At 40.7% G+C, this 23,785-nt stretch carries 19 protein-coding genes; 9 read left to right on the top strand and 10 right to left on the bottom strand.

Translation table 11 applies throughout. The annotated features are described in order from the left end of the window. Window positions 1–185: 185 nt before the first annotated feature. A complete protein-coding gene (putA, locus tag ACE01U_RS08650; RefSeq protein WP_395579209.1) occupies window positions 186–3,941 on the bottom strand; it encodes a trifunctional transcriptional regulator/proline dehydrogenase/L-glutamate gamma-semialdehyde dehydrogenase in 3,756 nt (1,251 codons plus the stop codon). Between the two features lie 117 nt (window positions 3,942–4,058). On the opposite strand from putA, the gene ACE01U_RS08645 reads away from it, so the two are divergent. Further along, window positions 4,059–4,553, top strand: coding sequence for an Lrp/AsnC ligand binding domain-containing protein (locus ACE01U_RS08645; RefSeq protein ID WP_151706626.1), 495 nt, complete (start codon window positions 4,059–4,061; stop codon window positions 4,551–4,553). Between the two features lie 66 nt (window positions 4,554–4,619). Here ACE01U_RS08645 and putP read toward each other — a convergent pair whose 3' ends face one another. Continuing rightward, window positions 4,620–6,143 carry a sodium/proline symporter PutP gene (gene putP, locus ACE01U_RS08640; RefSeq protein WP_086209215.1) on the bottom strand — a complete coding sequence of 508 codons (1,524 nt, stop codon included), beginning with the start codon at window positions 6,141–6,143 and terminating at the stop codon, window positions 4,620–4,622. 424 nt (window positions 6,144–6,567) lie between these two features. Here putP and aspA point away from each other — a divergent pair, with 424 nt between their 5' ends. From aspA to ACE01U_RS08615, 5 genes are all read left to right on the top strand, one after another. Continuing rightward, a complete protein-coding gene (gene aspA, locus ACE01U_RS08635; protein WP_086209214.1) occupies window positions 6,568–8,016 on the top strand; it encodes an aspartate ammonia-lyase in 1,449 nt (482 codons plus the stop codon). Between the two features lie 127 nt (window positions 8,017–8,143). Next, window positions 8,144–8,503 (top strand): hypothetical protein, encoded by a 360-nt coding sequence (locus ACE01U_RS08630; protein WP_171494530.1) that lies wholly within the window; start codon window positions 8,144–8,146, stop codon window positions 8,501–8,503. A gap of 140 nt (window positions 8,504–8,643) precedes the next feature. Next, window positions 8,644–12,102, top strand: coding sequence for a transcription-repair coupling factor (gene mfd / locus ACE01U_RS08625; RefSeq protein WP_395579208.1), 3,459 nt, complete (start codon window positions 8,644–8,646; stop codon window positions 12,100–12,102). Window positions 12,103–12,333: 231 nt separating this feature from the next. Continuing rightward, window positions 12,334–12,768 carry an HIT domain-containing protein gene (locus ACE01U_RS08620; RefSeq protein WP_004696995.1) on the top strand — a complete coding sequence of 145 codons (435 nt, stop codon included), beginning with the start codon at window positions 12,334–12,336 and terminating at the stop codon, window positions 12,766–12,768. Window positions 12,769–12,825: 57 nt separating this feature from the next. Continuing rightward, on the top strand, window positions 12,826–14,289 hold the full coding sequence (locus ACE01U_RS08615; protein ID WP_291375310.1) for an adenylate/guanylate cyclase domain-containing protein: 1,464 nt from the start codon (window positions 12,826–12,828) through the stop codon (window positions 14,287–14,289). A gap of 75 nt (window positions 14,290–14,364) precedes the next feature. On the opposite strand, the gene fdx is transcribed toward ACE01U_RS08615, so the two are convergent. The 8 genes from fdx to ACE01U_RS08575 form a co-directional block, all read right to left on the bottom strand. Beyond that, the gene (fdx, locus tag ACE01U_RS08610) at window positions 14,365–14,703 is read right to left on the bottom strand and encodes an ISC system 2Fe-2S type ferredoxin (protein ID WP_086209211.1); all 339 of its coding nucleotides are present in this window, start codon (window positions 14,701–14,703) and stop codon (window positions 14,365–14,367) included. 16 nt (window positions 14,704–14,719) lie between these two features. Further along, window positions 14,720–16,579, bottom strand: coding sequence for a Fe-S protein assembly chaperone HscA (gene hscA, locus ACE01U_RS08605; RefSeq protein WP_395579207.1), 1,860 nt, complete (start codon window positions 16,577–16,579; stop codon window positions 14,720–14,722). Between the two features lie 37 nt (window positions 16,580–16,616). Continuing rightward, window positions 16,617–17,132, bottom strand: coding sequence for a Fe-S protein assembly co-chaperone HscB (hscB, locus tag ACE01U_RS08600; RefSeq protein ID WP_086209209.1), 516 nt, complete (start codon window positions 17,130–17,132; stop codon window positions 16,617–16,619). Window positions 17,133–17,254: 122 nt separating this feature from the next. Further along, entirely contained in the window at window positions 17,255–17,575 is a 321-nt protein-coding gene (gene iscA / locus ACE01U_RS08595) for an iron-sulfur cluster assembly protein IscA (RefSeq protein ID WP_086209208.1), read from the bottom strand. Window positions 17,576–17,612: 37 nt separating this feature from the next. Next, window positions 17,613–17,999, bottom strand: coding sequence for a Fe-S cluster assembly scaffold IscU (iscU, locus tag ACE01U_RS08590; RefSeq protein WP_086209207.1), 387 nt, complete (start codon window positions 17,997–17,999; stop codon window positions 17,613–17,615). A 104-nt stretch (window positions 18,000–18,103) separates the two neighbouring features. Beyond that, entirely contained in the window at window positions 18,104–19,321 is a 1,218-nt protein-coding gene (locus ACE01U_RS08585) for an IscS subfamily cysteine desulfurase (protein WP_086209206.1), read from the bottom strand. 1 nt (window position 19,322) lies between these two features. After that, the gene (locus ACE01U_RS08580) at window positions 19,323–19,796 is read right to left on the bottom strand and encodes an Rrf2 family transcriptional regulator (RefSeq protein ID WP_004697011.1); all 474 of its coding nucleotides are present in this window, start codon (window positions 19,794–19,796) and stop codon (window positions 19,323–19,325) included. Between the two features lie 113 nt (window positions 19,797–19,909). Then, window positions 19,910–20,557, bottom strand: coding sequence for a hypothetical protein (locus tag ACE01U_RS08575; protein WP_151706632.1), 648 nt, complete (start codon window positions 20,555–20,557; stop codon window positions 19,910–19,912). 193 nt (window positions 20,558–20,750) lie between these two features. On the opposite strand from ACE01U_RS08575, the gene ACE01U_RS08570 reads away from it, so the two are divergent. The 3 genes from ACE01U_RS08570 to ACE01U_RS08560 all read left to right on the top strand — a co-directional run bounded on the left by ACE01U_RS08570 (window position 20,751) and on the right by ACE01U_RS08560 (window position 23,656). Beyond that, window positions 20,751–21,218, top strand: coding sequence for a phasin family protein (locus ACE01U_RS08570; RefSeq protein ID WP_086209204.1), 468 nt, complete (start codon window positions 20,751–20,753; stop codon window positions 21,216–21,218). Window positions 21,219–21,386: 168 nt separating this feature from the next. Continuing rightward, entirely contained in the window at window positions 21,387–21,659 is a 273-nt protein-coding gene (locus tag ACE01U_RS08565) for an HU family DNA-binding protein (protein WP_004697018.1), read from the top strand. Window positions 21,660–21,790: 131 nt separating this feature from the next. After that, a complete protein-coding gene (locus ACE01U_RS08560; protein WP_395579206.1) occupies window positions 21,791–23,656 on the top strand; it encodes a SurA N-terminal domain-containing protein in 1,866 nt (621 codons plus the stop codon). Window positions 23,657–23,785 lie beyond the last annotated feature (129 nt).

Below are 23,785 nucleotides of genomic sequence, written 5' to 3'. Positions count from 1 at the left end.
CGTGGAGTTTATTCATGCTACAGGTGGATTGATGTATTGTTATATCGGAAATTTTCGAACAGATTGAGTCAAACGAAGTCGCATAAAAAATGCCAAGTAAACAGACTAGGAGATGTTGACTTGGCAATAGAGGAAACACGGTAAAAACCTGTAACCCGAATGCGGACTACAGGTTTAAATTGGGTTTAGTTCAAAGTCATCAGACTTGCATTTCCACCAGCAGCTGCAGTGTTGACACTGATCGCGCGCTCAATCACAAAACGTTCCAAAGGAATCGCAGTTTGTGATGGGCTAAGGTGGGTAATACCGACAATCGCACCTTGACGTTCAGCTATTTGCTGTTGCAGAGCTAAAAGTTGTGCTGTCGTACCATGGTGCAATACCGCATCAAATGCACCAGTTTTGATGTCTTTGATGACATGGAACGCTTGAGCCAATGCTTTAGGCATGCTTGGCATGTGCTTTAACACAAAGTTGTTATCTGCGAGTACTGCAGGACGGCTACCAACTACAAAAATCGCATTCAACTGTTGTAGTTGATCCGCTTCTTGTTCAGCTAATGACAAGACTGCATGACGTGGGATCACCATGTATTGGTTACTTTCACCTGTTGGGCCTTGCAACTCGTAATGATGGCCTGAACAGAAGTTCTCAATTTTTGCCAATTTTACTGCAGGGAATGTTTTAGCTGCCCACTCAAGGAATAATGCAGAGTTGCTGAACTCGACCTGAGGGTTCAAATCAGCACCTGTTGCAAATGGCTTATTCAACTTTTTCGCAGAACAGTTTTGCATTAGGCGATATAGATAAATTGGACCACCCGCTTTAGGGCCTGTACCCGATAAACCTTCACCACCAAACGGTTGTACACCAACAACTGCTCCTACGATGTTACGGTTGATGTAGAGGTTACCTACTTCAGCATGCGTCATCACAGTTTGAATGGTTTCATCAATACGGGTATGTAGACCCATCGTCAGGCCATAGCCTTTGCTGTTGATGTGCTCAAGTAACTGTTTGAGTGAACCTTGGTTAAAGCGAATCACGTGCAGCACAGGACCAAACACTTCGCGCTCTAAATCATTGAGATTTGGCAGCTCAATGAGTGTTGGTGTAATGAACGTGCCTGCATCTAGTTCAGAGTCTTGAGTATCATTACGCATCAACTGGTGTACGCGATGACCTTTTTGACGCATTTTTTCGATGTGCTTTTGGATATTTTCTTGCGCTTCAGCATCAATCACAGGACCAATATCAGTTTTGAGTAGATATGGGTTGCCTACTTGAAGTTGCTGCATTGCGCCTTTAAGCATTTGAATCACAGTATCGGCATTGTCTTCTTGTACACACAGTACGCGAAGGGCAGAACAACGTTGACCTGCGCTGTCATAAGCTGAGCTAACGACATCAAGTACAACTTGCTCAGTCAGTGCTGATGAGTCAACGATCATAGCATTTTGACCGCCTGTTTCAGCAATCAGTGGAATGCTTTCACCATTTTTGCTCAGACGCTTCGCCACAGTTTTTTGCAAAATTTTGGCAACTTCAGTCGAGCCTGTGAACATGATGCCTTGAACCTGTTCTGATGCACTGAGCTGTGCACCTACAGTTTCACCACGACCCGGCATCAGTTGTACAGCAGCTTGAGGCACACCTGCTTGCCATAAGATTTGAATCGCTTGAGCTGCAATCAATGGTGTTTGTTCAGCTGGTTTAGCAATCACGGTATTCCCCGTAACCAATGCGGCAGCGACTTGACCTGTGAAGATGGCCAATGGGAAGTTCCATGGGCTAATACACAGCATCGTGCCTAAAGGCTCAACCTCTGCATTCGCATCTAGATCAATCATTTGCGTTGCGTAGTAGCGTAAGAAATCTACAGCTTCACGAACTTCTGCAATGGCATTGGCATAGGTTTTACCACTTTCACGGCACAGTAAAATCATCAGTTCTTCTAGGCGAGCTTCCATTAAGTCAGCAGCACGAAGTAGGTAACTTGCACGGGTGTCTTTAGCCGTACGTGCCCAAATGTCTTGAACAGCCTGTGCATTATTTAATGCTTGCTCAACTTGTTCAGTTGTTGCTTCTTGTACATAACCGACAACATCTGAGTGACGTGCTGGGTTAACAATACTTTGCTTTACAACTGTTTCATCTGTCTGGATTTGCTCACCCATAGGTGCAGCAAACCATTGCTGTTGTGAAAACTGTTGAGCTGTTTGATTGAGCTGGGTTAACTCCGTGTCATTTGCAAGGTCTAAACCTTTAGAGTTTGCACGCAGTTGACCATAAAGCTCAGCAGGCAGTGGAATGGAAAGGTGTTTTTGACCGACAACATTTTCACGTTTTGCACTGCTTAGAATGGTTTGCGTTGGATTTTCAATCAAATCATCAATCGCGAGTGACTTGTCTGCAATACGATTTACAAAAGAGGTGTTTGCACCATTCTCAAGTAAACGACGGACAAGATAAGCCAATAGTGTTTCATGGTTGCCGACAGGTGCATAAATACGACATGGGACACCCAGTTTTTTATCTAGCTTTTCACCGACGACTTGTTCATAAAGGGGTTCACCCATGCCATGTAAGCATTGGAACTCATACTGACCTACATAATATTGCTCAGGATTCGCCATTTCATAAATGGTTGCTAAAGTCTGAGCATTATGCGTTGCAAACTGTGGGTAGATTTGTTCTGGCGCAGCCAATAATTTCTTTGCGCAGGCAATGTAAGATAAGTCTGTATGTACTTTACGGGTAAATACGGGATAGTCGGTCATGCCTTCGATTTGCGCTTTCTTAATTTCGCTATCCCAGTACGCGCCTTTCACTAAACGGATCATTAAGCGTTTTTCGCTACGTTTAGCCAAATCTACGATGTAGTCAACCACGTAGAAACAACGTTTTTGGTAGGCTTGGATAACGAAACCAATGCCTTTCCAGTCTTTGAGTTCTGGTTCAAAGCATAGGCGTTCGAGCATTTCTAAAGAAATTTCTAAACGCTCAGACTCCTCTGCATCAATATTTAAACCGATGTTATAACCGCGTGCCAATTTAGCAAGAGTAAAGACTTTGCCATAAAGTTCGTCATGCACACGTGCAATTTGGGCACGTTGGTAACGCGGGTGTAGAGCAGATAATTTAATTGAAATACCTGGGCCGTCATAGACATCTTTGTCTTTTGACGCTTGACCAATGGCATGAATGGCATCGGTATAGTCTTTCATATAACGATCAGCATCGTGGTCGGTCAGTGCCGCTTCACCCAGCATGTCGTATGAATAGCGAAAACCTTTTTCTTCAAGACGTTCAGCATGTTGCAATGCTTCACCAATGGTTTCGCCAGTGACAAACTGTTCGCCCATCATGCGCATTGCCACATCAACTGCTTTACGGATGATGCCACGACCACTACGTGCCAATAAGCCTGTTAAAGTGCCTGATAGGCTATTTTGCTTTGGTGTTTCCATCAACTTGCCAGTGAGCATCAAGCCCCATGCTGCTGCATTGACAAACATTAAGTTACTTTGACCAACGTGCTCTTTCCAGTTGCCTTGGTTGATTTTGTCCTTAATCAACAAGTCACGTGTTGCCATGTCTGGAATACGAAGTAATGCTTCAGCTAAACACATCAGTGCGATGCCTTCTTGAGAAGACAGTGCAAATTCTTGTAAGAGTCCTTGTACAATACCCGCTTTACCGCTGCCGCTTTTACGTTCACGTAAAGTATGAGCCAAATCAAACGCAAGTTCGTGAATGCGTTGATTCATTTCATCAGAAATTTTGCTGTGGTCTAATAAGTTTTGAACACACTCAGTTTCGGCACGTCGCCAAGCGGTGTTGATTTCAACCTCAAACTCATTTTTTTCTTTGAATTCGGTAATATATTCAAATGGTGTTTGAGATTCGTTGAAATGCGCGTTGCTTTCCATCATATTCATGCCTACATCCTGTGCATACAATAATGTGTTGAGAGATCTATAGTAATTAATTTATGATTACAGAAAGAATGCCGAATAACTCACTATAATTTGTATGCTATTTAGAGATTAATTCAGATGACGAGCCCAATTATTGGTTTGGACCGAACAGATATCAAAATATTGGATATTCTTCAGAGAGATGGAAAGATATCGAACATTAAACTCGCCGAGGAGGTGAACCTATCTGCCACGGCGGCTTTGGCTCGGGTGCAAAAATTAACTAAGGAAGGTTTTATTTTAAGTTATGAAGCGCGTTTAAATCCAAACATGCTGAATGCCAGTTTTGTGGTGTTTGTTGAAATTCTTTTGGATAAGACGACACCGAATGTTTTAGATGATTTTCGCCATGCGGTATTACAACACGATGAAATTGTGGAATGTCACATGACCAGTGGCGGTTTTGACTTTGTGGTGAAGATTCGCTGTGCCAGTATGGACGAATTTCGTAAAATATCAGGTCAAGTGTTATGGCAGTTGCCGGGTGTGAAAGAAACGCGCAGTTATCCAGTCATGGAAGTCATCAAAGAAAGTTCACGTATTCAGCTGAAATATAAACCGCAGTCGAAATGATTGAGTGTACGAAATGTAAATAAGGGGCTTAAAAGCCCCTTAATTTTTGCCATTCCAAGCGTTACATTAACGTTGTGCAGACTCTTCTTTCATTTCAGCCATTGCTTGTTTATAGAGTGCATCTGCTTTTTCAAAGCGTTGAACCATTTCAGCTTCAGGCGCTTTGCCCAACAAGCTTACAACCACAATACTGATCCAAGAGAAGATGAAGCCTGGTATGATTTCATATAGGCCAAGATGCCCCATAGTATTTTTCCACAGAATAACAGTCACGGCACCTACAAGAATACCTGCAATAGCACCATTCAAGGTCATACGCTTCCAGAACAAAGACAAGATAATGAGTGGACCAAATGCCGCGCCAAAACCTGCCCATGCATAAGCCACAAGGCCTAGAACTTTACTGTCAGGGTTGCTTGCTAAACAAATTGCAAGAACTGCAACAGCAAGCACCATGAAACGACCCACCCAAACCAGCTCCTTTTGAGATGCTGTTTTGCGGATAAATGCTTTGTATAAATCTTCAGTCAATGTGGTAGAACATACCAGTAACTGACAGCTTAACGTACTCATTACTGCGGCTAAAATTGCGGCCAGAACAATACCTGCAACCCATGGATTGAATAAGATTTTAGTTAGTTCCATGAACACAGTTTCAGGGTTTTGAGAAACCACTGCGGCGAGTTCAGGGTGCTGTTGGAAGTACGCAATGGCAATAAAACCTGCTCCTACCGCACCACCTAGACATAAAATCATCCACGTCATACCAATACGACGTGCAGCTGGAATTGTTTTCACAGAATCTGCTGCCATGAAGCGGACAAGAATGTGTGGCTGACCGAAATAGCCTAAGCCCCAAGCTAAGGATGATAGAACGGCAACCGTACTCAACTCAGAGAAAATATGCATCGCTTGTGGACGAGCAGTTTCGAGTAAAATCGTGAATTCAGCTGCATTACCATCAATCGCAAGGTAAGTCATGATTGGGGTCAATAGTAACGCAAAAATCATTAAACCTGCTTGGAATGTGTCTGTCCAGCTGATTGCGAGGAAGCCACCAATACAAACATAACTGATAGTCGCGATCGCGCTAATCCAAAGTGCAGTGGTGTAATCCCAACCAAAGATACTTTCAAACAGGCGAGAGCCAGCAACCATACCTGAAGCACAGTAAATGGCGAAGAAAACTAAAATTACAACCGCAGAAATCATACGTAAGATACGTTTACGGTCTGCAAAACGACCAGTAAAGTAATCGGGTAGTGTAAGTGCATTATTCTGGATTTCAGTGTGCACACGTAAACGTCCTGCAACCAATAACCAGTTCAGCCAGGCACCAATAATCAGACCGACTGCAATCCATGCCTCAGATAAACCTGATAGATAAATTGCACCTGGTAAGCCCATGAGTAACCAACCACTCATGTCTGATGCACCAGCAGAAAGGGCAGTAACGACACTTCCTAAACTACGACCACCTAAGATGTAGTCATCAAAGTTGCTGGTAGATTTGTATGCATAGAGGCCAATAGCAACCATGGCAAAGATATAAACTAAAAACGTGACGAGGGTGGGGTTAATTTGACTCATAGGCATTCCTTGGCAAAAAATCCGAGATGGGAGATTTTTTAATCGCTTTGTTTGAGAGGGCGATTCAATCATGAAAATAAAATTACACTCTGTAACAGTTGTGAGATATTTTTGTGTATTTTATGTAAATATTAATTGTTTTTTAAAATTGTCTTATAACTTATTGAAAATATTTTATTTGTTTGTTGCTTAGTTTTAGTTTGTGCAAGTTGTACAAAAATTATATTTTTCATTTTATGAAATCATTGGCTTAATTATCATTTAAAGCTTATTTTAATTACGAGATGTTACAATTAATACATAAAGCAAACATTCAAATATAAAATATTTCATTTATGAAATATATTTACAGCAATGAAACATATCGAAAAGACTAGTATTTCATTATTGCACTAATTCTGTGCATCTAAGTGAGTACTAGGCAGTGACTACGGTTCAAGTCGATCAAACAAGAATAGAACGTGATTTATTGGGAGCGAAGGAAGTTCCAATGGATTGCTACTATGGCATTCATACTTTACGTGCTTTAGAAAACTTTCAAATTTCTAATCAGAAAGTAGGAACTCAACTTCATTTTATCCGTGCTTTGGCGCAAGTTAAAAAAGCCTCAGCGCAAAGCAACTGTAAATTTGGCAAAATCTCTCCCGAAATTGCTCAGGCTATTGATATTGCATGTGATCAATTAATCCAAACTCCTGAAAGCTGGACGCATGCTTTTCCTTTAGATGTTTATCAAGGTGGAGCAGGCACGTCGATTAATATGAATACCAACGAAGTGTTGGCCAATCTTGCATTGGAGCACTTATCACTTCCTAAAGGTAAATACGACGTTATTCATCCAAATGACCATGTAAATAAATCACAATCGACCAATGATGTGTACCCAACGGCGCTACGTTTAGCAACGTATTACAGTTTGGATGACTTATTTATACAGATCCAAAATTTAATTCATTCTTTGCAAGGCAAAGCAGTTGAGTTTCAATATGTCTTAAAGATGGGGCGTACCCAGTTGCAAGATGCTGTGCCGATGACTTTGGGGCAAGAGTTTCGTGCCTTTGCAACTTTATTAAAGGAAGACTTACGTTTAATTGAACGTACACGTGAGCTTTTATTAGAAGTGAACTTGGGTGCAACTGCAATTGGTACCGGGGTGAATACACCACAGGGTTATGCAGTTGAAGTGGTTCAGGCCTTGAAAGAGCTGACGGGTCTTAACTTAATTGGTGCGGAAGATTATGTTGAAGCAACCAGTGACTGTGGTGTGTTTATTATCTTATCGAGCACCTTAAAACGTTTGGCGGTGAAGCTCTCGAAAATCTGTAATGACTTACGCTTACTCAGTTCTGGTCCACGTACCGGTTTGGCTGAAATTCGTTTACCAGAACTACAGGCTGGTTCATCTATCATGCCTGCAAAAGTCAATCCTGTGATTCCTGAAGTGGTGAACCAAATCGCGTTTAAAGTAATTGGTAATGATTTAACTGTGACCATGGCGGCAGAAGCAGGTCAGTTACAGTTGAATGTAATGGAGCCTGTTATTTCGCAGAGTATTCATGAGTCAATTGAATTGCTTAGAAATGGTATTGCTGCATTAGACACTAAATGTATTCAAGGCATTCAAGCCAATGAACAAGTATGCTATGACGCAGTTATGCGTAGTGTTGGCATTGTGACTTTACTTGATCCAATTTTAGGTCATGCGAAATGTGACGAAATTGGGAAACAGTGTATTGCTGAAAATAAAACCATTCAACAGGTGGTATTGGAGCAAGAGCTACTGACACAAGATCAGTTGGATCAAATCTTCTCATTTGAAAACTTGGTGACTGAAGTGACGCCTACAGTCGTTCCTTTGGCACAAGTCAGTTAAACATTTATAGCCTTAGAAATGTATAAAAGCAGCCAATCGGTTGCTTTTATACATTTAAGCTAAGACTGGCTAACAATCTAGCCTGGTTAGAACTACAATATGCAGAGAGAAAGATGATTAGATTGATATGCTCACTAAACTAACCAATTTGTTGAAACGAAAGAAAGATGCACCAGAACAACTGTTTTTGCAGCAGCATCAGATTGAATATGATGAACAGAATGGATTTATTATTGAGGGTGTTGTGATCAATGATATACATGCTGAACGCTTAGCGTATTTCTCAAATCGTCGAATCAGTCAGTTTGATGACCTCAATGCACTTTTTTATAGTGCGATGTTGATGAATGAAAAAATTGATTTGGAAATAGCCAGTGGGCGCTTTGTTGCTCGCTTGGGTAATAATCTTGAAAACTTAACCGAGTTAAAGCACATCATTAAACTCCTGAGCGACTATTATTATCAGTTTATTCGCGATAAAAAATAGAACATTTAAATGGCATAAAATTGAGTGATGAAAGGGGCTTGGCTACGTGTAAGAGGGTGTTTTGTAGCGAAAAATAACGTGCGGCTTTAGGACATCGTGCTAGTATATGACGCATGTTTTTAGGTGCTTAAGCAATGCCCATGTTCCAAGAAGAAATCTCCCAACTGAATGTGCAACAACTAAAAGCGGGCGAAAAAAGATGGCTCGGAAATCTGCTCGGCTCATCTGTTGCGCTATTTATTCAAACGCTCAATACACAGAATAAAAAACTTTTTGTGGTTGTTGCAAAAAATAACCAACATTTGGCGCAACTCGAAAGTGAGTTTGAGTTTTACGGCATCCGACCGACGATTTTTCCTGATTGGGAAATTCTGCCTTATGACCGGTTATCTCCTCATCAAGATATCGTGTCTGAGCGTCTCGCGATTTTATCCAATATGCCACTAACGGGTGTCTTATTGATTTCGGCTTCGACCTTGGCACAACGTGTGGCACCGACTTCGTGGGTTTTAGGTGAGCATTTTGATATCCGTGTCGGTCAAAAGTTTGAATTGGAACAGCAAAAGAAACGTTTGATTCAAGCAGGCTATCATTTGGTCGACACAGTATACGACCATGGTGAATTTGCAGTTCGCGGTAGCATTATGGATATCTATGCCTCAGGTCAAGCGGCACCAATTCGCATAGATTTATTTGATGATGAAATTGAAACTCTTAAATTTTTTGATCCGGAAACACAGCGCACCACGGAAAACTTAAAACAATTCTCTGTCTTACCTGCGAAAGAGTTTCCGCTGAAAGAAGCGCGTAGTGTATTCCGTGATCGTTATGCGGAGATGTTTCCAACGGCGAACCCTAAGAAGAACCCAATTTATCAAGATGTGTTAGAAGGGATTGCATCACCAGGGATTGAGTTCTATTTCCCACTTTTTTTTAGTGCGGAGCAGATGCAAGCTCAAAGTACACTACTTTCATACTTACCTAGTCATTCCATTGTCATTACAGATAAACAGGTTGATGATGGTTTAGATAGTTTTTGGAAAGAGGTTGATCGTCGCTATCAGGACCGTAGACACAATATTGATCAGCCCATTTTGCCACCTGAACAACTTTTTATTTCAACCAATCAAATTTTAGAACAGCTCAATACCTTTCCACGCATTATTGCCTCAGGCGATATTTTCGACTTAAAAGCGGGGGTGGTGAATTTAAAGACTGAACTTCCACCTCGTTTACCCGTCGACCCAAAAAGTGAAAAACCTTTTCATGCGGTGAAACAGTATATTGATACAGCAAATCATCCCGTATTACTGGTTGCTGAAAGCGCAGGGCGTCGTGAAACTTTAAAAGATGCATTGCGCGCAACATTGGGAGAAATTCCTAATGTCGAAAATTTTGCTGAGTTTCAAAAGTCTTTACATGCTATTGCCATTACCAATGCACCATTAGAACGTGGTTTGGTCTTAAAAAATACGCTGAGTGTTATCTCAGAAAACCAGTTGTATGAACACCGTGTGGTGCAACGTCGGCGTAAGCGTCAACAAGAGGTTTCTGAAGAGTTTCTCATTCGCAGTTTGACTGAGTTGAGTATGGGTGCGCCAGTTGTACATATTGACTATGGTGTAGGACGTTATGCAGGTTTAGTCACTTTAAGTATTGATGATCAGGACTATGAGTTCTTGCAGCTTGACTATGCCGATGCTGCCAAAGTTTATGTTCCTGTGACTAATCTGCATTTGATTAGTCGCTATAGTGGTGGTGACCCAGACTTGGCACCCTTACATAAGTTGGGTACAGATGCTTGGAGCAAAGCGAAGCGTAAAGCACTCGAGCAAATTCATGATGTGGCGGCAGAATTGTTACACATTCAAGCACGTCGTCAAGCCAAACCTGGTTTTGGCTTTGAGCTTGATCATGGCCAATATATGCAGTTTTCCAGTGGCTTTGCCTATGAAGAAACGCTAGATCAGGCTAATGCGATTGAGGCGACTTTATATGACATGCAACAGGCGAAACCAATGGATCGTTTGGTCTGTGGTGATGTGGGCTTTGGTAAAACTGAAGTGGCAATGCGGGCTGCTTTTTTAGCAGTACAAAACAATAAGCAAGTTGCGGTTTTGGTTCCAACAACTTTGTTGGCTCAACAGCATTATGAGTCGTTTAAAGACCGTTTTGCGGATTGGCCTATTCGTATAGAAGTTTTATCTCGTTTTGGTAGTAGTAAGAGCCATACTAAAACGATCGAAGATCTGGCAGAAGGCAAAGTTGATATTGTGATTGGTACGCATAAAATCTTGCAAGAAAGCGTCCAGTTTAAAGATTTAGGTCTTATGATTGTGGATGAAGAGCATCGGTTTGGGGTGCGTGATAAAGAACGGATCAAGGCGATGCGTGCCGATGTGGATATGTTAACCCTTACCGCAACACCAATTCCGCGTACTTTAAACATGGCGTTTAGTGGTATGCGAGATCTTTCAATTATTGCAACGCCACCTGCACGACGTTTAGCGGTCAAAACCTTTGTACAAGAGCATACGGGTGATGCTGTCAAAGAAGCTATCTTGCGTGAATTACTACGTGGTGGGCAGGTTTACTTCTTGCACAATGAAGTAGAAACCATTGAGCGCGCGGCTGAAAGTCTCCGAGAGTTGGTTCCTGAAGCACGTGTTGCTGTTGCACATGGGCAAATGCGCGAACGCGAGTTAGAGCAAGTCATGCAGCAGTTCTATCATAAAGAATATAATGTATTGGTTTGCTCAACCATTATTGAAACAGGGATTGATGTCCCAAATGCCAATACTATCTTGATTGAACGTGCTGATAAACTGGGGCTTGCACAGTTGCATCAACTGCGTGGACGTGTTGGGCGTTCGCACCATCAAGCCTATGCATATTTACTGGTGCCATCCATTAAAGGATTGAAAGGCGATGCTGAAAAGCGTTTAGATGCCATTCAGCGGGCCTCAACCCTTGGAGCAGGTTTCATGTTGGCGACGGAAGATTTAGAAATTCGTGGGGCTGGTGAGTTACTCGGTGAGCAACAAAGTGGATCAATGCAAGCCATTGGTTATAGCTTGTATATGGAAATGCTTGAGAAGGCGACTAAAGCTATTCAAAAAGGGAAAACGCCAAATTTCGATGCGCCACTATCACTGACCGCAGAAATCAATTTACATATGCCAGCCTTGATTCCAGATGAATATTTAGGAGATGTGCATCAGCGTTTATTGTTCTATAAGCGGATTAGTAATACAGATAGTCAGGAAAAGCTTGATAATATTCGCATGGAGCTGATTGATCGTTTTGGTATACCGCCGCAGCCTGTGAAGCAACTCTTTGCTGTTCATCAGATTCGCCTAAAAGCTGAAACATTAGGGATCACGAAAGTCGATATTTCGGGCAATGGAGGAGCTATTGAATTCTCACCTGATACACCTGTACAGGCCATCAGTATTATTCAAATGATGCAAAAACACCCGACCTTTTTTAGAATGGAGGGCGGTCAGCGCTTAAAGGTTATGGTGATGTTGGAAGAGTATGAAAAGCGAATTCAGTTTATCAATGACTTATTAGCAAATTTACTTAAAGAATTGCATTAATTAGTAGCTCTAATTTGCTGTTATTTCATACAGATATCAGGTATTTCGTAGGTGTTTGCACGACAAAAAGAAATACTTGATTTTTTGATGAAATTTATTAAAGTGATAAATGTGATGTAGTTCAAAGTAAAACGTATTTTATTTGTATTGAAACACATTGCTTATAATATTCACCTCCGATTGGATGTGATAGTATTAGCCATTATTCTAATTTGCATCATTTATAAAGATATGTTTAGTTTGCATCCACAACTTGCTCAAGATACGTTTTTTGTAGGCGACTTTCCACTTTCAACATGTCGCTTAATGAATGATATGCAATTTCCGTGGCTAATTTTAATTCCACGCGTGCCAGGTATCACTGAGTTATATGAACTCAGCCAAGCCGACCAAGAACAGTTTTTACGTGAGTCAAGTTGGTTGTCAAGCCAATTAGCTCGCGTATTTCGAGCTGATAAAATGAATGTTGCTGCTTTGGGTAACATGGTGCCACAGCTTCATTTCCACCATGTGGTTCGTTATCAAAACGATGTTGCATGGCCAAAACCAGTTTGGGGTACTCCAGCTGTTCCTTATAGCAATGAAGTCCTTGCACATATGCGCCAGACTTTAATGCTTGCATTACGTGGACAAGGTGATATGCCGTTTGATTGGCGTATGGACTAATTCACGTGGAAATCAAATCAGGGATGATTTGATCGTGCGCATCATGGGGAACAATCAGTGCCATTAGACGATTGGATATCTAAAGAACCCAAACAATTTGAATACTTCCATCGAGTGATGGGGTATAGCATGTTGTCGCTATTGACTATCGTTTATCACTACACGATGGCGGATACGCATTATCAAATTTATGTCCCATTATTGTTATTGGTTGTATTGTTGTTTACACCACCATTTTCACGGTGGTTAGGCTATCGCTTTGACACTGATGTACGACGTAGTGTGATGTTTGTGATTGATATTGTTGTCACTTCAATTATTTTGGCAGCAATTCATCTGAATATCGTACTCACTTTTTTGTCTATTTTTGCACTGCTTTATACCGCCATTAGCAACAAAGTTTCATTTCTCATGATTTCTTTGGCGAGTCTGATTGGTGTTGTTGTTTTTTATTTATCTCTGATCTTTATCTTTGGTTTTGGTGAATATTTTGAAGCGACCAGTACCGAGCTGACCGTATTGGGTTTTTTGTGTCTGATTACTTATTTTGGTGTGGGTAGTTATTATCAGCGCAACCAAATGCAGGATATATATCGTCGCAAGAATCACTATTACGATCAAATGAATCGCTACATGGAATTTGCGAATCAGTTGAGCCGCTATGCTCCAGTGCAACTGTGGCAGTCAATTATGAAAGGTGAGTCTGAAGCGAAAATTGAATATAAACGTAAAAAACTTACGGTTTTCTTTTCAGATATTCAAGGTTTTACAGAGTTGTCTGAAAGCTTAATTCCTGATGATTTGGCATTCCTGCTTAATGACTATTTAAGACACATGACCGAGATTGCGAAGCAATACGAGGGTACTGTTGATAAATTCATGGGGGATGCCATTTTAGTCTTTTTTGGTGATCCGAATTCTGAGGGTGTAGAGCGGGATGCGCAGAATTGCTTAGAAATGGCAATGGCAATGCGCCAGCAAATGAAAATTTTGCGTGAGCGTTGGGTGAAAATGGGTTATCCGCCTTTGCACATTCGTATGGGTATTTCTACGGGTTATTGTCACGTTGGAAACTATGGTGCATCACATCGGATGGCTTATACCATTGTTGGGCGTGATGCAAACCTTGCAGCGCGTTTACAGAGTGCAGCTCAAGTGGATGAAATCTTAATTTCAGATGATACGCATAATTTAGTAAAAAATGACTATCTTTGTGCACCGAAAGCACCAATTTTCCTTAAAGGGATAAAAGGGGCTGTGAAGACTTGGCAAGTAGTTGAAAAATATACATCTCAGAAATCAGACTACCAACGCTGGTTTGATTATGAATATAAAGGGTTTCATTTACTGCTGAATTTGGATGAGGTGCAGAATTTTGAATACCCGCAGTTGATTCAAGTTTTAGAAAAAATGATTCAACGTATTCAAACGCAGCAAAAAATGACGAATTCTCAAGGTATTGTGAAATTAAATCTTGAAGATGAGGTCGTTGAAACCGTTAAAAGAAACGAATACCATTAATGATGATACGCTTGTAAAAACAAAAGGCATTAAAAAAGCCACTACAAATGAGTGGCTTTTTTAATGCTTGAAAAATCAGTGATTTTCAGACGCATGGTTAATGGTGTATTTCGGGATTTCAACTTCTAAGTCTTCATCTACTAACTTCACTTGGCAAGATAAGCGAGAATCAGGCTCTAAGCCCCAAGCACGATCTAGTAAATCAGCTTCAATGTCATTCATTTCTTCTAAGCTGTCAAAACCTTTTCGCACCACCACATGACACGTTGTACATGCAGCAGACATATCACATGCGTGTTCAATTTTGATTCCATTTTTGAGTAAGCTTTCACAAAGATTTGCATTTTGCTCGACTTCAAACTCAGCACCTTCTGGGCAGATTTGCGCATGTGGAAGAACTTTAATACGTGGCATAGTCTTTACCTATAAATTAGTTTGAGTTTGACCAGTCGTCGAGTTTTGTGCCTTTCAGCGCAGCATCGATATGCTGATTCATGCGTGCTGCTGCAAAAGCATCACTGTGTATTTTAAGCTGTTCAACAGCAGATTCAATGGCCTTGATTTCTGTTGTTTCAAGCGTTGCCTCTAGTGAAATTTTGGCTGCATTTAATGCAACTTGCTGCTCACTTGAGAGTAGGTGTGCATCTACTTTTAGTGCTTGTTCTAAAGCTTCAAGTTCACGTTTGGCTTCCACTTTGGTTTCTTGTAAGTGGCGAAGGTTTTTATCTTCTTCAGCAAACTTGTAACCATCAAGCAGTAAGCGTTCCATATCGCTATCAGCCAAACCATATGATGGCTTAATGTCAATTTGTGCATGTACGCCAGAGGTTGTTTCTTTAGCTGAAACCGTCAGTAAGCCATCGGCATCTACTTGGAAGGTCACTTCAATACGTGCTTGACCTGCAGTCATAGGTGGAATACCACGAAGAACGAAGCGACCTAAGCTGCGACAATGTTCAACCAAATCACGTTCGCCTTGAACCACGTGGATCAGCATCGCAGTCTGACCATCTTGGTAAGTCGTGAACTCTTGACGACGTGCAACGGGAATGGCTGTATTACGTGAAATAAGACGCTCAACCAAGCCCCCCATGGTTTCAAGACCGAGAGATAGTGGGGTGACATCAAGTAGTAATGCCCCATCTGCTGTATTGCCAATCAACTGGTTAGCAGTAATTGATGCACCAATTGCGACAACTTCATCTGGATTGATCGTACACAATGGTTCTTGAGCAAACACTTCACGAACAGCATTTTGTACAGCGTAAGAACGTGTTGAACCACCAACCAAGACTACGTTTTGAATGTCACTGAGTTCAAGCTTGGCATCGCGGAGCACGCGTTTGCACACGCTAATCGTCTTATCTAAAGCAACTTTGATAATGCTTTCAAATGTCGTACGATCAAGAGTCAGGCTATGCTCTAGCACCTGCAAATGTACGCTTTCTGCGTTTGTTAAAGCTTCTTTGGCTTTACGCGCAGCAACTAAAACATGTGCATTTTCAGTATCATCGAACTGCTCAATGTTGAGTTCTTTTTTCGCCCATTTTACGATTAAACGATCAAGATCATCACCACCTAATGCGGTATGGCCACCTGTTGCTAAGACCTCAAACACGCCTTGTGAAAAGCGTAGAATGGAAACATCAAACGTACCGCCACCTAAGTCATAAATTACATAGTTATGATCATGTGCAAGATTGGTGTCTTGGTCGAGACCATACGCAACTGCAGCAGCAGTAGGCTCATTTAAAAGACGCAATACGTTTAAACCTGCAAGTTGTGCGGCATCACGTGTTGCTTGACGCTGAGCTTCATCGAAGTATGCCGGAACGGTAATCACTGCACCATTGACTTCATTTTTTAAGCTTGCTTCAGCACGATCTTTCAATTGCTTTAAAATTTCAGCGGACACTTCGACAGGGGTTTTGCGGCCCTGTGAGGTTTCAAAAGCGGGCATTTGATTATCTTCACCCACTAAAGTGTAGGGGTGTTGAAACTTAATGTCGGCTTTAGAACGGCCCATAAAACGTTTGACCGAAACAATGGTATTTTTAGGATCGGAAGTCAAAAAGGGTTTTGCTTCATCGCCATACTGAATTTGGTTTGTACCATAATGTGCGATCGAAGGGAGCAAGACACGACCTTGTTCGTCGTGTAAAACTTTGGCTTTGCCTGAAAGGACAGTGGCAACAAGAGAGTGAGTTGTACCTAAGTCGATACCAATGGCAATACGGTGTTCATGTGGCGCACTTGATTGTCCAGGTTCTGCAATTTGCAAGAGAGCCATGAGTTACATCCTTTGAGCGTCAAAAATTAAAAATAGGTTAAAATTCATCATCTAAATCAAAGTTATCGTCATCTTCAAAACGATCTTCAGCTTTGTCTATATCATGCATGACTTTGACAAAGAAACGAAGTTTGCGGACATCATCACGTGCTTCGGCCCAATCTTCAGCTTCAAAATCAATTTTGAATTCACGAACTAAACCATCAATCCATTGTTGAACGTCAATTTTGAGTGATTGTAATTCATCTGCTGAACGTGCTTCATCGAGTTGTTCGCGAATTTCTAATGCGGATTGAAGAAATTCAAAGTCGTTGATGGATTGATCAAGATGGTAGTCTTGTTTTTTTAAACCTAATAAATATCCTGCGCGGCTATCGACCTGAGATAAAACTTTAAATGCTTGATTGATCTCGCTTGATTTAATCAGGGCTTGATCTTTATCGAGGGCTTTATCTGGGTGATATTGTTGCTGCAACTTTAAAAACTCTGCTTTTAAAGCTGCTAAATCAATATCGAGTGCTACTGGGAGGTTAAACAACTCAAAATGATTCATAGGAAGGGGGTTCCGCGCTAAATTTGGAGTGCTTGCAAAAGCAAAAACACGCTATGTAAATGCAATTAAAACAGTGTAATACACACTGTTTTAATGTCTAAAAGGCAAACCTGTGGTTTGATTTATACAGTGAAAGATTCACCACAACCACATTCACCTTTTTTGTTTGGGTTATTAAACTCAAAGCCTTCGTTTAAACCGTTTTTCACATAGTCCATCTCCATACCATCGAGATAAACCAAGCTTTTTGGATCGACAAAAACCTTTACCCCAAACTGCTCAAAAGTGGTGTCATGTGCATCAATTGAATCAACAAATTCGAGCACATAAGCTAAACCAGAACAGCCTGAAGTTTTCACGCCAACGCGAATACCTTCACCCTTACCGCGATTTTTTAAATAATTGCTGATATGAGTTGCAGCATTTTCAGTTAAATGGATCATGAAAACTCCGTTAATCGTTCTTTAAAATGCAAAGCAATTAAGCTTTAGATTTTTTGCTGCGGTAGTCTTCAACCGCTGCTTTAATCGCGTCTTCAGCCAGCACAGAGCAGTGTACTTTTACTGGAGGAAGAGCAAGCTCAGTTGCGATATCAATATTTTTGATCGCTTGAGCTTCATCTAAGGTTTTGCCTTTTAGCCATTCAGTCACTAAAGAGCTTGATGCAATAGCAGAACCACATCCATAAGTTTTGAAACGTGCTTCTTCAATCACACCGTTGTCATCCACTTGGATCTGTAAGCGCATTACGTCACCACATGCAGGTGCACCGACCATACCGGTACCAACGTTTTCCGCATTTTTATCTAATACACCAACATTACGAGGGTTTTCGTAATGATCAATTACTTTTTCGCTATAAGCCATGATGCGTCTCCAAACCTCGGGGTCAGCGTTAATATTTAATATGGGGTTAAAACTTGATTTTTCAATGAAGTCATCCAGTATGTGAATGACTTCAAAGGATAAAATTAGTGTTCAGCCCACTCAACTGTAGAAAGGTCGATACCTTCTTTGTACATGTCCCAAAGTGGAGAAAGTTCACGGAGTTTCTCAACCGCAGAGCGTGTTACTGTAAGTACGTGGTCAATGTCTGCTTCAGTGGTGTATTTACCAAAACTGAAACGAATTGAGCTGTGCGCAAGTTCGTCGGACAAACCTAATGCACGTAATACATAAGAAGGTTCTAATGTTGCTGAAGTACATGCTGAACCAGAAGATACAGCAGCGTCTTTCAACGACATCATTAACGATTCACCCTCAACAAAGTTGAAACTGACATTTAAGTAGTTTGCAACGTTTTGTGTTGGATGGCCGTTTAAGAAAATTTGTTCTAAGTCTTGTAAGCCATTCCAAAGCTTGTCACGAAGTACGCGAATGCGTGCTTGTTCCGAAGCTAAGTTCTTACCTGCAAGTTCAAATGCTTCACCCATACCAACGATTTGGTGTGTTGCAAGTGTACCAGAACGCATACCGCGTTCATGACCGCCACCATGCATTTGTGCTTTTAAGCGAACGCGTGGAGTACGACGTACATAGAGTGCGCCAATACCTTTAGGGCCATAAATTTTGTGAGCCGAGAAGCTCATTAGGTCTACTTTCATAGTTGAAAGGTCAATTTCAACTTTACCTGCGGCTTGAGCTGCATCGACATGGAAGAAGATCTTGTGTGCACGAGTGATTTCACCAATTGCTGCAACATCAGTCACAGTACCAATTTCGTTGTTCACCATCATTAGGGAAACAAGAATGGTATCTGGACGAATAGCTGCTTCAACCATTTCAGGGGTAATTAAACCCGTGTTTGGTAGTGGCTCAAGGTAAGTGATTTCAAAACCTTCAGACTCAAGCTCACGGCAAGTATCTAAAATAGCTTTGTGTTCAATTTTACTGGTAATAATGTGCTTGCCTTTAGACGCATAGAATTGTGCTACGCCTTTAAGTGCAAGGTTATCAGATTCAGTAGCACCAGAAGTCCAAACGATTTCGCGTGGATCTGCTTTGATCAAGTTCGCAACTTGTTCACGTGCATATTCTACTTTTTCTTCTGCCTGCCAACCGTAAGCATGCGAGCGAGATGCTGGGTTGCCAAATGTGCCGTCAAATGTCAGACATTCCATCATGCGTTCAGCGACTTGAGGGTCTACAGGAGTTGTTGCTGCATAATCAAGATAAATTGGACGTTTCATGTCAAATACCTGTTACCGATAAAAGGGCTGAATCTGAAGGTGCTGTGTTTTGGCGAATGGCAACTTTTTGGACGTTGTCACGTGCTACAAGGTCAGCAAGAGTGATTTTAGCGAGATAGTCGGCAATGTGATGGGAGAGTTCTTGCCATAAATCGTGAGTTAAGCACATTGCACCATTTTGGCAGTTGCCTTTATGGTCACAGCGAGTGGCATCAACTGTTTCGTTTACAGCTTCAATAACTGCTAATACTGTAATTTCATCAGCGCGACGAGCTAAATGGTAGCCACCATTGGCACCACGAATGCTAGAAACTAAGCCGTGGCGCTTTAATTTCGCAAATAACTGCTCAAGATAAGCAACAGAGATAGTTTGACGAGCTGCAATTTCAGCAAGCGTGATCGTTTGTTCAGTTGGCTGCAAAGCTAAATCAAGTAGAGCAGTCACTGCGTAGCGTCCGCGAGTTGTTAAGCGCATGATTCGATACACATGATTAGACTAGATGTGCCGATTTTAAGAATCCTGACTAAAATAGTCAAGTTTTTTTAATAATGATTATGCGTATTTAATTTGCTTGAAATATTATGTAGTTATGCAAGCCAAATATTATATACCAATAAGCTAATCAAAAGTATAGAAAACAGTAAAAATGTGACATTTATACGTTTTTGGCGTTGCTCCATGCGACGAATACGGTTTTTGTATTGTTTCACTTCAACTTGTAGGGTGTTGATTTTAGAGCGTTGCTCATCAATTTTTTCTAAAAGTGGCGCAATACGTTTTTTTGATGCAACCACATTTTGTGGATCAGTTGGTTCAGTTAACCAATTTTTCCAGTCGGCTAAAACTTTAGGGGCACTAAAGTGTAAAATTAAATCTCTGAACTCATCTTTGAGTATGATGTCGCCATCAATACGCATGGTTTTAATACTGCGACGATTTCCAAAAACGAAAATTTTAATTAAATCCATTAGGGTAGTGCGCACATCGAGATCGACAGGTTTTTCAGGTGCTTTCGCATCAAATAAAATACCTTGTTCACTAAAGGTAATATAGATGTCGAAGTAAGGTAAATAGCTGTTAATTTTAATCGCAATATTTTGCTCAACAAACTTTTTTGAATGTAGAGCAACCACACGGTCATGTTTTAAAATAAGAGAAAAGATCGTCTCAAGAACAATCATTAGCATAGTGAGTAGCATATGTGTTTGATTGTGTTCTTTTTGAGAATCACTCATAAGTAGTAACCTAAATCCTGACCTGAAATGAGCATCCTGCTCGCAAAAACTTCAGACTTAAAATAAAAAATGTAATAAAGATGCTTTGTAGAACAGTTTTGCAAAACGATCAAGTCCAATATTTGCTAGTATAGTGCAATCTATAAGATTTTTTGGAAGTTTTTGCACATAAATCATGCAGGAGATGGTGCTAATGGAAAAAGCAGATAGAGCGTTGGATGATATTTTGCAAGAAGATGAAACATTAAAAAAAACAAGAACTAAGCATCATTTTCACCGTAAAAGTAGTTTAGATTTTAGAAAGTACACTAAGCAAATTTGGTTGGCTGGTTTAGGTGCTTTCTCACGTGCGGAAGAGGAAGGCAATAAATTGTTTGACTCACTCGTCCAAGTAGGCGAGGAGCTAGAATCAAAAACCACTGAAATTGCAGATCAAACAGTTGAAAAAGTATCTGAAAAGGCACGTGAATCGGTTACGGATACTAAAGATAAGGTTGAGAAGATCGTAGACCGGAGTGTAAATCATTCTTTGAACCGTATTGGTTTAGTTACGGTCAAAGATATCCAGTACTTGGAAAACTTAATTCTTCAGCTTAACGAAAAAATAGATGTTTTGATTGAAGAAAATAAGAAGTTAAACGAAAAAGTGAATAAAAAGTGATCTGGTTGTGCTTTTGTAGCAATTTCAAGGTTTTTTTGTGATTTATTTTCCAAAAAAGCCTATACAGAGTATTGCGTTTTCACCTAAAGCATTGCTATAAAGGCGTTACGGTAATTTATACTAAACTCTTGGACCTTAAATAAACGATATTAAGAGGACGCGATCCACATGAATAAATCAGAATTAATTGATGCAATTGCAGAAAAAGGGGGTTTGTCTAAGACTGATGCTGGTAAGGCCTTAGACGCTACAATTGCTTCAATCACTGAAGCGCTTAAGTCTGGTGATACAGTTACACTTGTTGGTTTTGGTACTTTCAATGTGAAAGAACGTGCTGCACGTACTGGCCGTAACCCACAAACTGGTGCTACTTTAGAAATTAAAGCAAGCAAAGTACCAAGCTTTAAAGCAGGAAAAGGTTTAAAAGATTCTGTTGCATAATCTTTTAAATAAATCCTAAACGCGCCATTTCGGCGCGTTTTTTATTAAACATTAGAAAATGTGACGATAACACATTCATTCATTGCTACTTTTCAGTTAAAATCTCGTGCAAATAAAATATTGGAATACTTATGGAATCTTTTCGTAAAGTTATTAAGGGTTGGTTGGGCAAAGCCTTACTCATTTTGTTTTTGACCCCTTTAGCACTTGTAGGTATTGAAGGATATTTTAGTAGCGGATCAAAAGACGCTGTAAAATCAGTCAATGGTCAAGATATTTCTGAAAAGGAACTAGAAACACTAACAGCGTCTTTTAAAGAACAGTTCTTGGCTTATGCCAATGGTGATGAAACTTTATTGAATCAAAGCTTTATCAAAGATAAAGCAATGGATCAACTGATCTCTAATACCTTGTTGTTGCAACAGGCGGAAAAGCTAGGCATTTCACTTAGTGATACTCAAATTGAACAGATGATCGCTCAGCAACCAAGTTTTCAAGAAAATGGAAAATTTTCTGAAACACGGTATTCTAGCTATTTACAATCTGTTGGAATGAGTAGTGATGCTTTGGTTGCAAATCTGCGCCAAGATCATGCATTAAAAATGATGCGTTCTACTTTTGCTGATTATGCTTTGGTGAGTAAATTAGATATTCAGCAGATTGCGAATTTGCAAACAGAACAGCGTACCGTACAGTTTGCTAATGTAAATCTTGATGAATACAAAAAGAACATCAGTGTTTCAGCTCAAGAAATTGCTAACTACTACAAGCAACATCCATCAGCATTTAAACAAGTAGCAAGTGTAGATGTAGACTATGTGTTGTTAACACCTGCAAATGTTCCTGCTACGACATCACCAGTCACTGATACTGAGTTACAACAAGCTTATACTCAGTTTGTTGAAGCACAGAAGCAAAATGTTGCACCTTTGGTGAAACATATCTTAATTACTGTAGATACGCGTACAGATGCTGAAGCGAAGAAGCGTGCAGAAGAAGTTGTTGCAAAAATTAAAGCAGGCACAAGCTTTACAGCCGCAGCGGCTCAATACTCTGAAGATACGGCATCTAAGTCTAATGGTGGTGTACTGGCAGTCTATAACAAAGGTACATTTGGTGATGCTTTTGATCAAGCTGTAACATCACTTAAATCCGGTCAAGTGTCTGCACCTGTTAAAACTGAATTTGGTTATCATGTCATTGAAACTGACACACCTGCTGTGAAGTTGCCATCTTTTGAAACTGAAAAAGCACGACTTACTGCTGAAGTTCAAAAAAGTAAAACAGCCAATGCGTTTTCAGACACTGTAAATAGTTTAAATGAGCAAGTTGTAGATTCTGATGCTTTGGATGTGGTTTCACAAGAAGTGAAAGGCGTGCAAGTTCAAACTGTCAAAGGTATGACGCTTTCTACACAGCATCCTGTATTAAGCAATGCAGCAGTAAAAGTGAAACTGTTTAACGATGACGTTAAAAACGGTGACCGTAACGCGACCAGTAGTATTCAACTTACAAATGGTGATGTTGTCTGGGTCAAAGTACGTGATTACCATGCGGCAGGTGTGCAAACGCTTCAAGAAGCAACTCCACGCGTGAAAGCAAAATTAGTTCAACAAAAAGCATATGAAGCGGCGAAAGCGAAGATTGCGCAAAGTTTAAAAGACTTTAAAACTCAACCAGCGGCATCAGTTGTTGCGAAGAGTGGTTTAACGTTTACTGCGCCGCAAGTGTTTATTCGTTCGCAAGGTCTTCCTCGTGTAGTTGAGCGTGCAGCATTTAGCCAGGCGACGCCAAAAGCTGGGCAATGGTCTGTAACAACAGCATTATTGCCGACTGAAATGGTCGTAGTCGCAGTATCAAATGTAAACAAGACGACGTCTAATGCGTTGACGGATGAACAGTTGGCGGAGCTTTCTAAGCTATATCAACAGCTTCGCGGTCAGCAAGAGTCAGAAGATTATGTGCAATACTTAAAAGCACATGCAAAGATTAAATAATCATATCGAATAAAAAAACCTGCATTCGTGAACTGCACCCCGAAAGTTGGACACTTTTAGTCTAATTTGGAGGGTGCTTTTTATGGCTAAATATTCTCAAGCATTTAAACTCGAAGTTGTTCAAAATTA

Source organism: Acinetobacter halobius, assembly GCF_044130335.1.
Classification (GTDB): Bacteria; Pseudomonadota; Gammaproteobacteria; order Pseudomonadales; family Moraxellaceae; genus Acinetobacter.
This window is presented reverse-complemented; position numbering and strand designations above follow the sequence as displayed.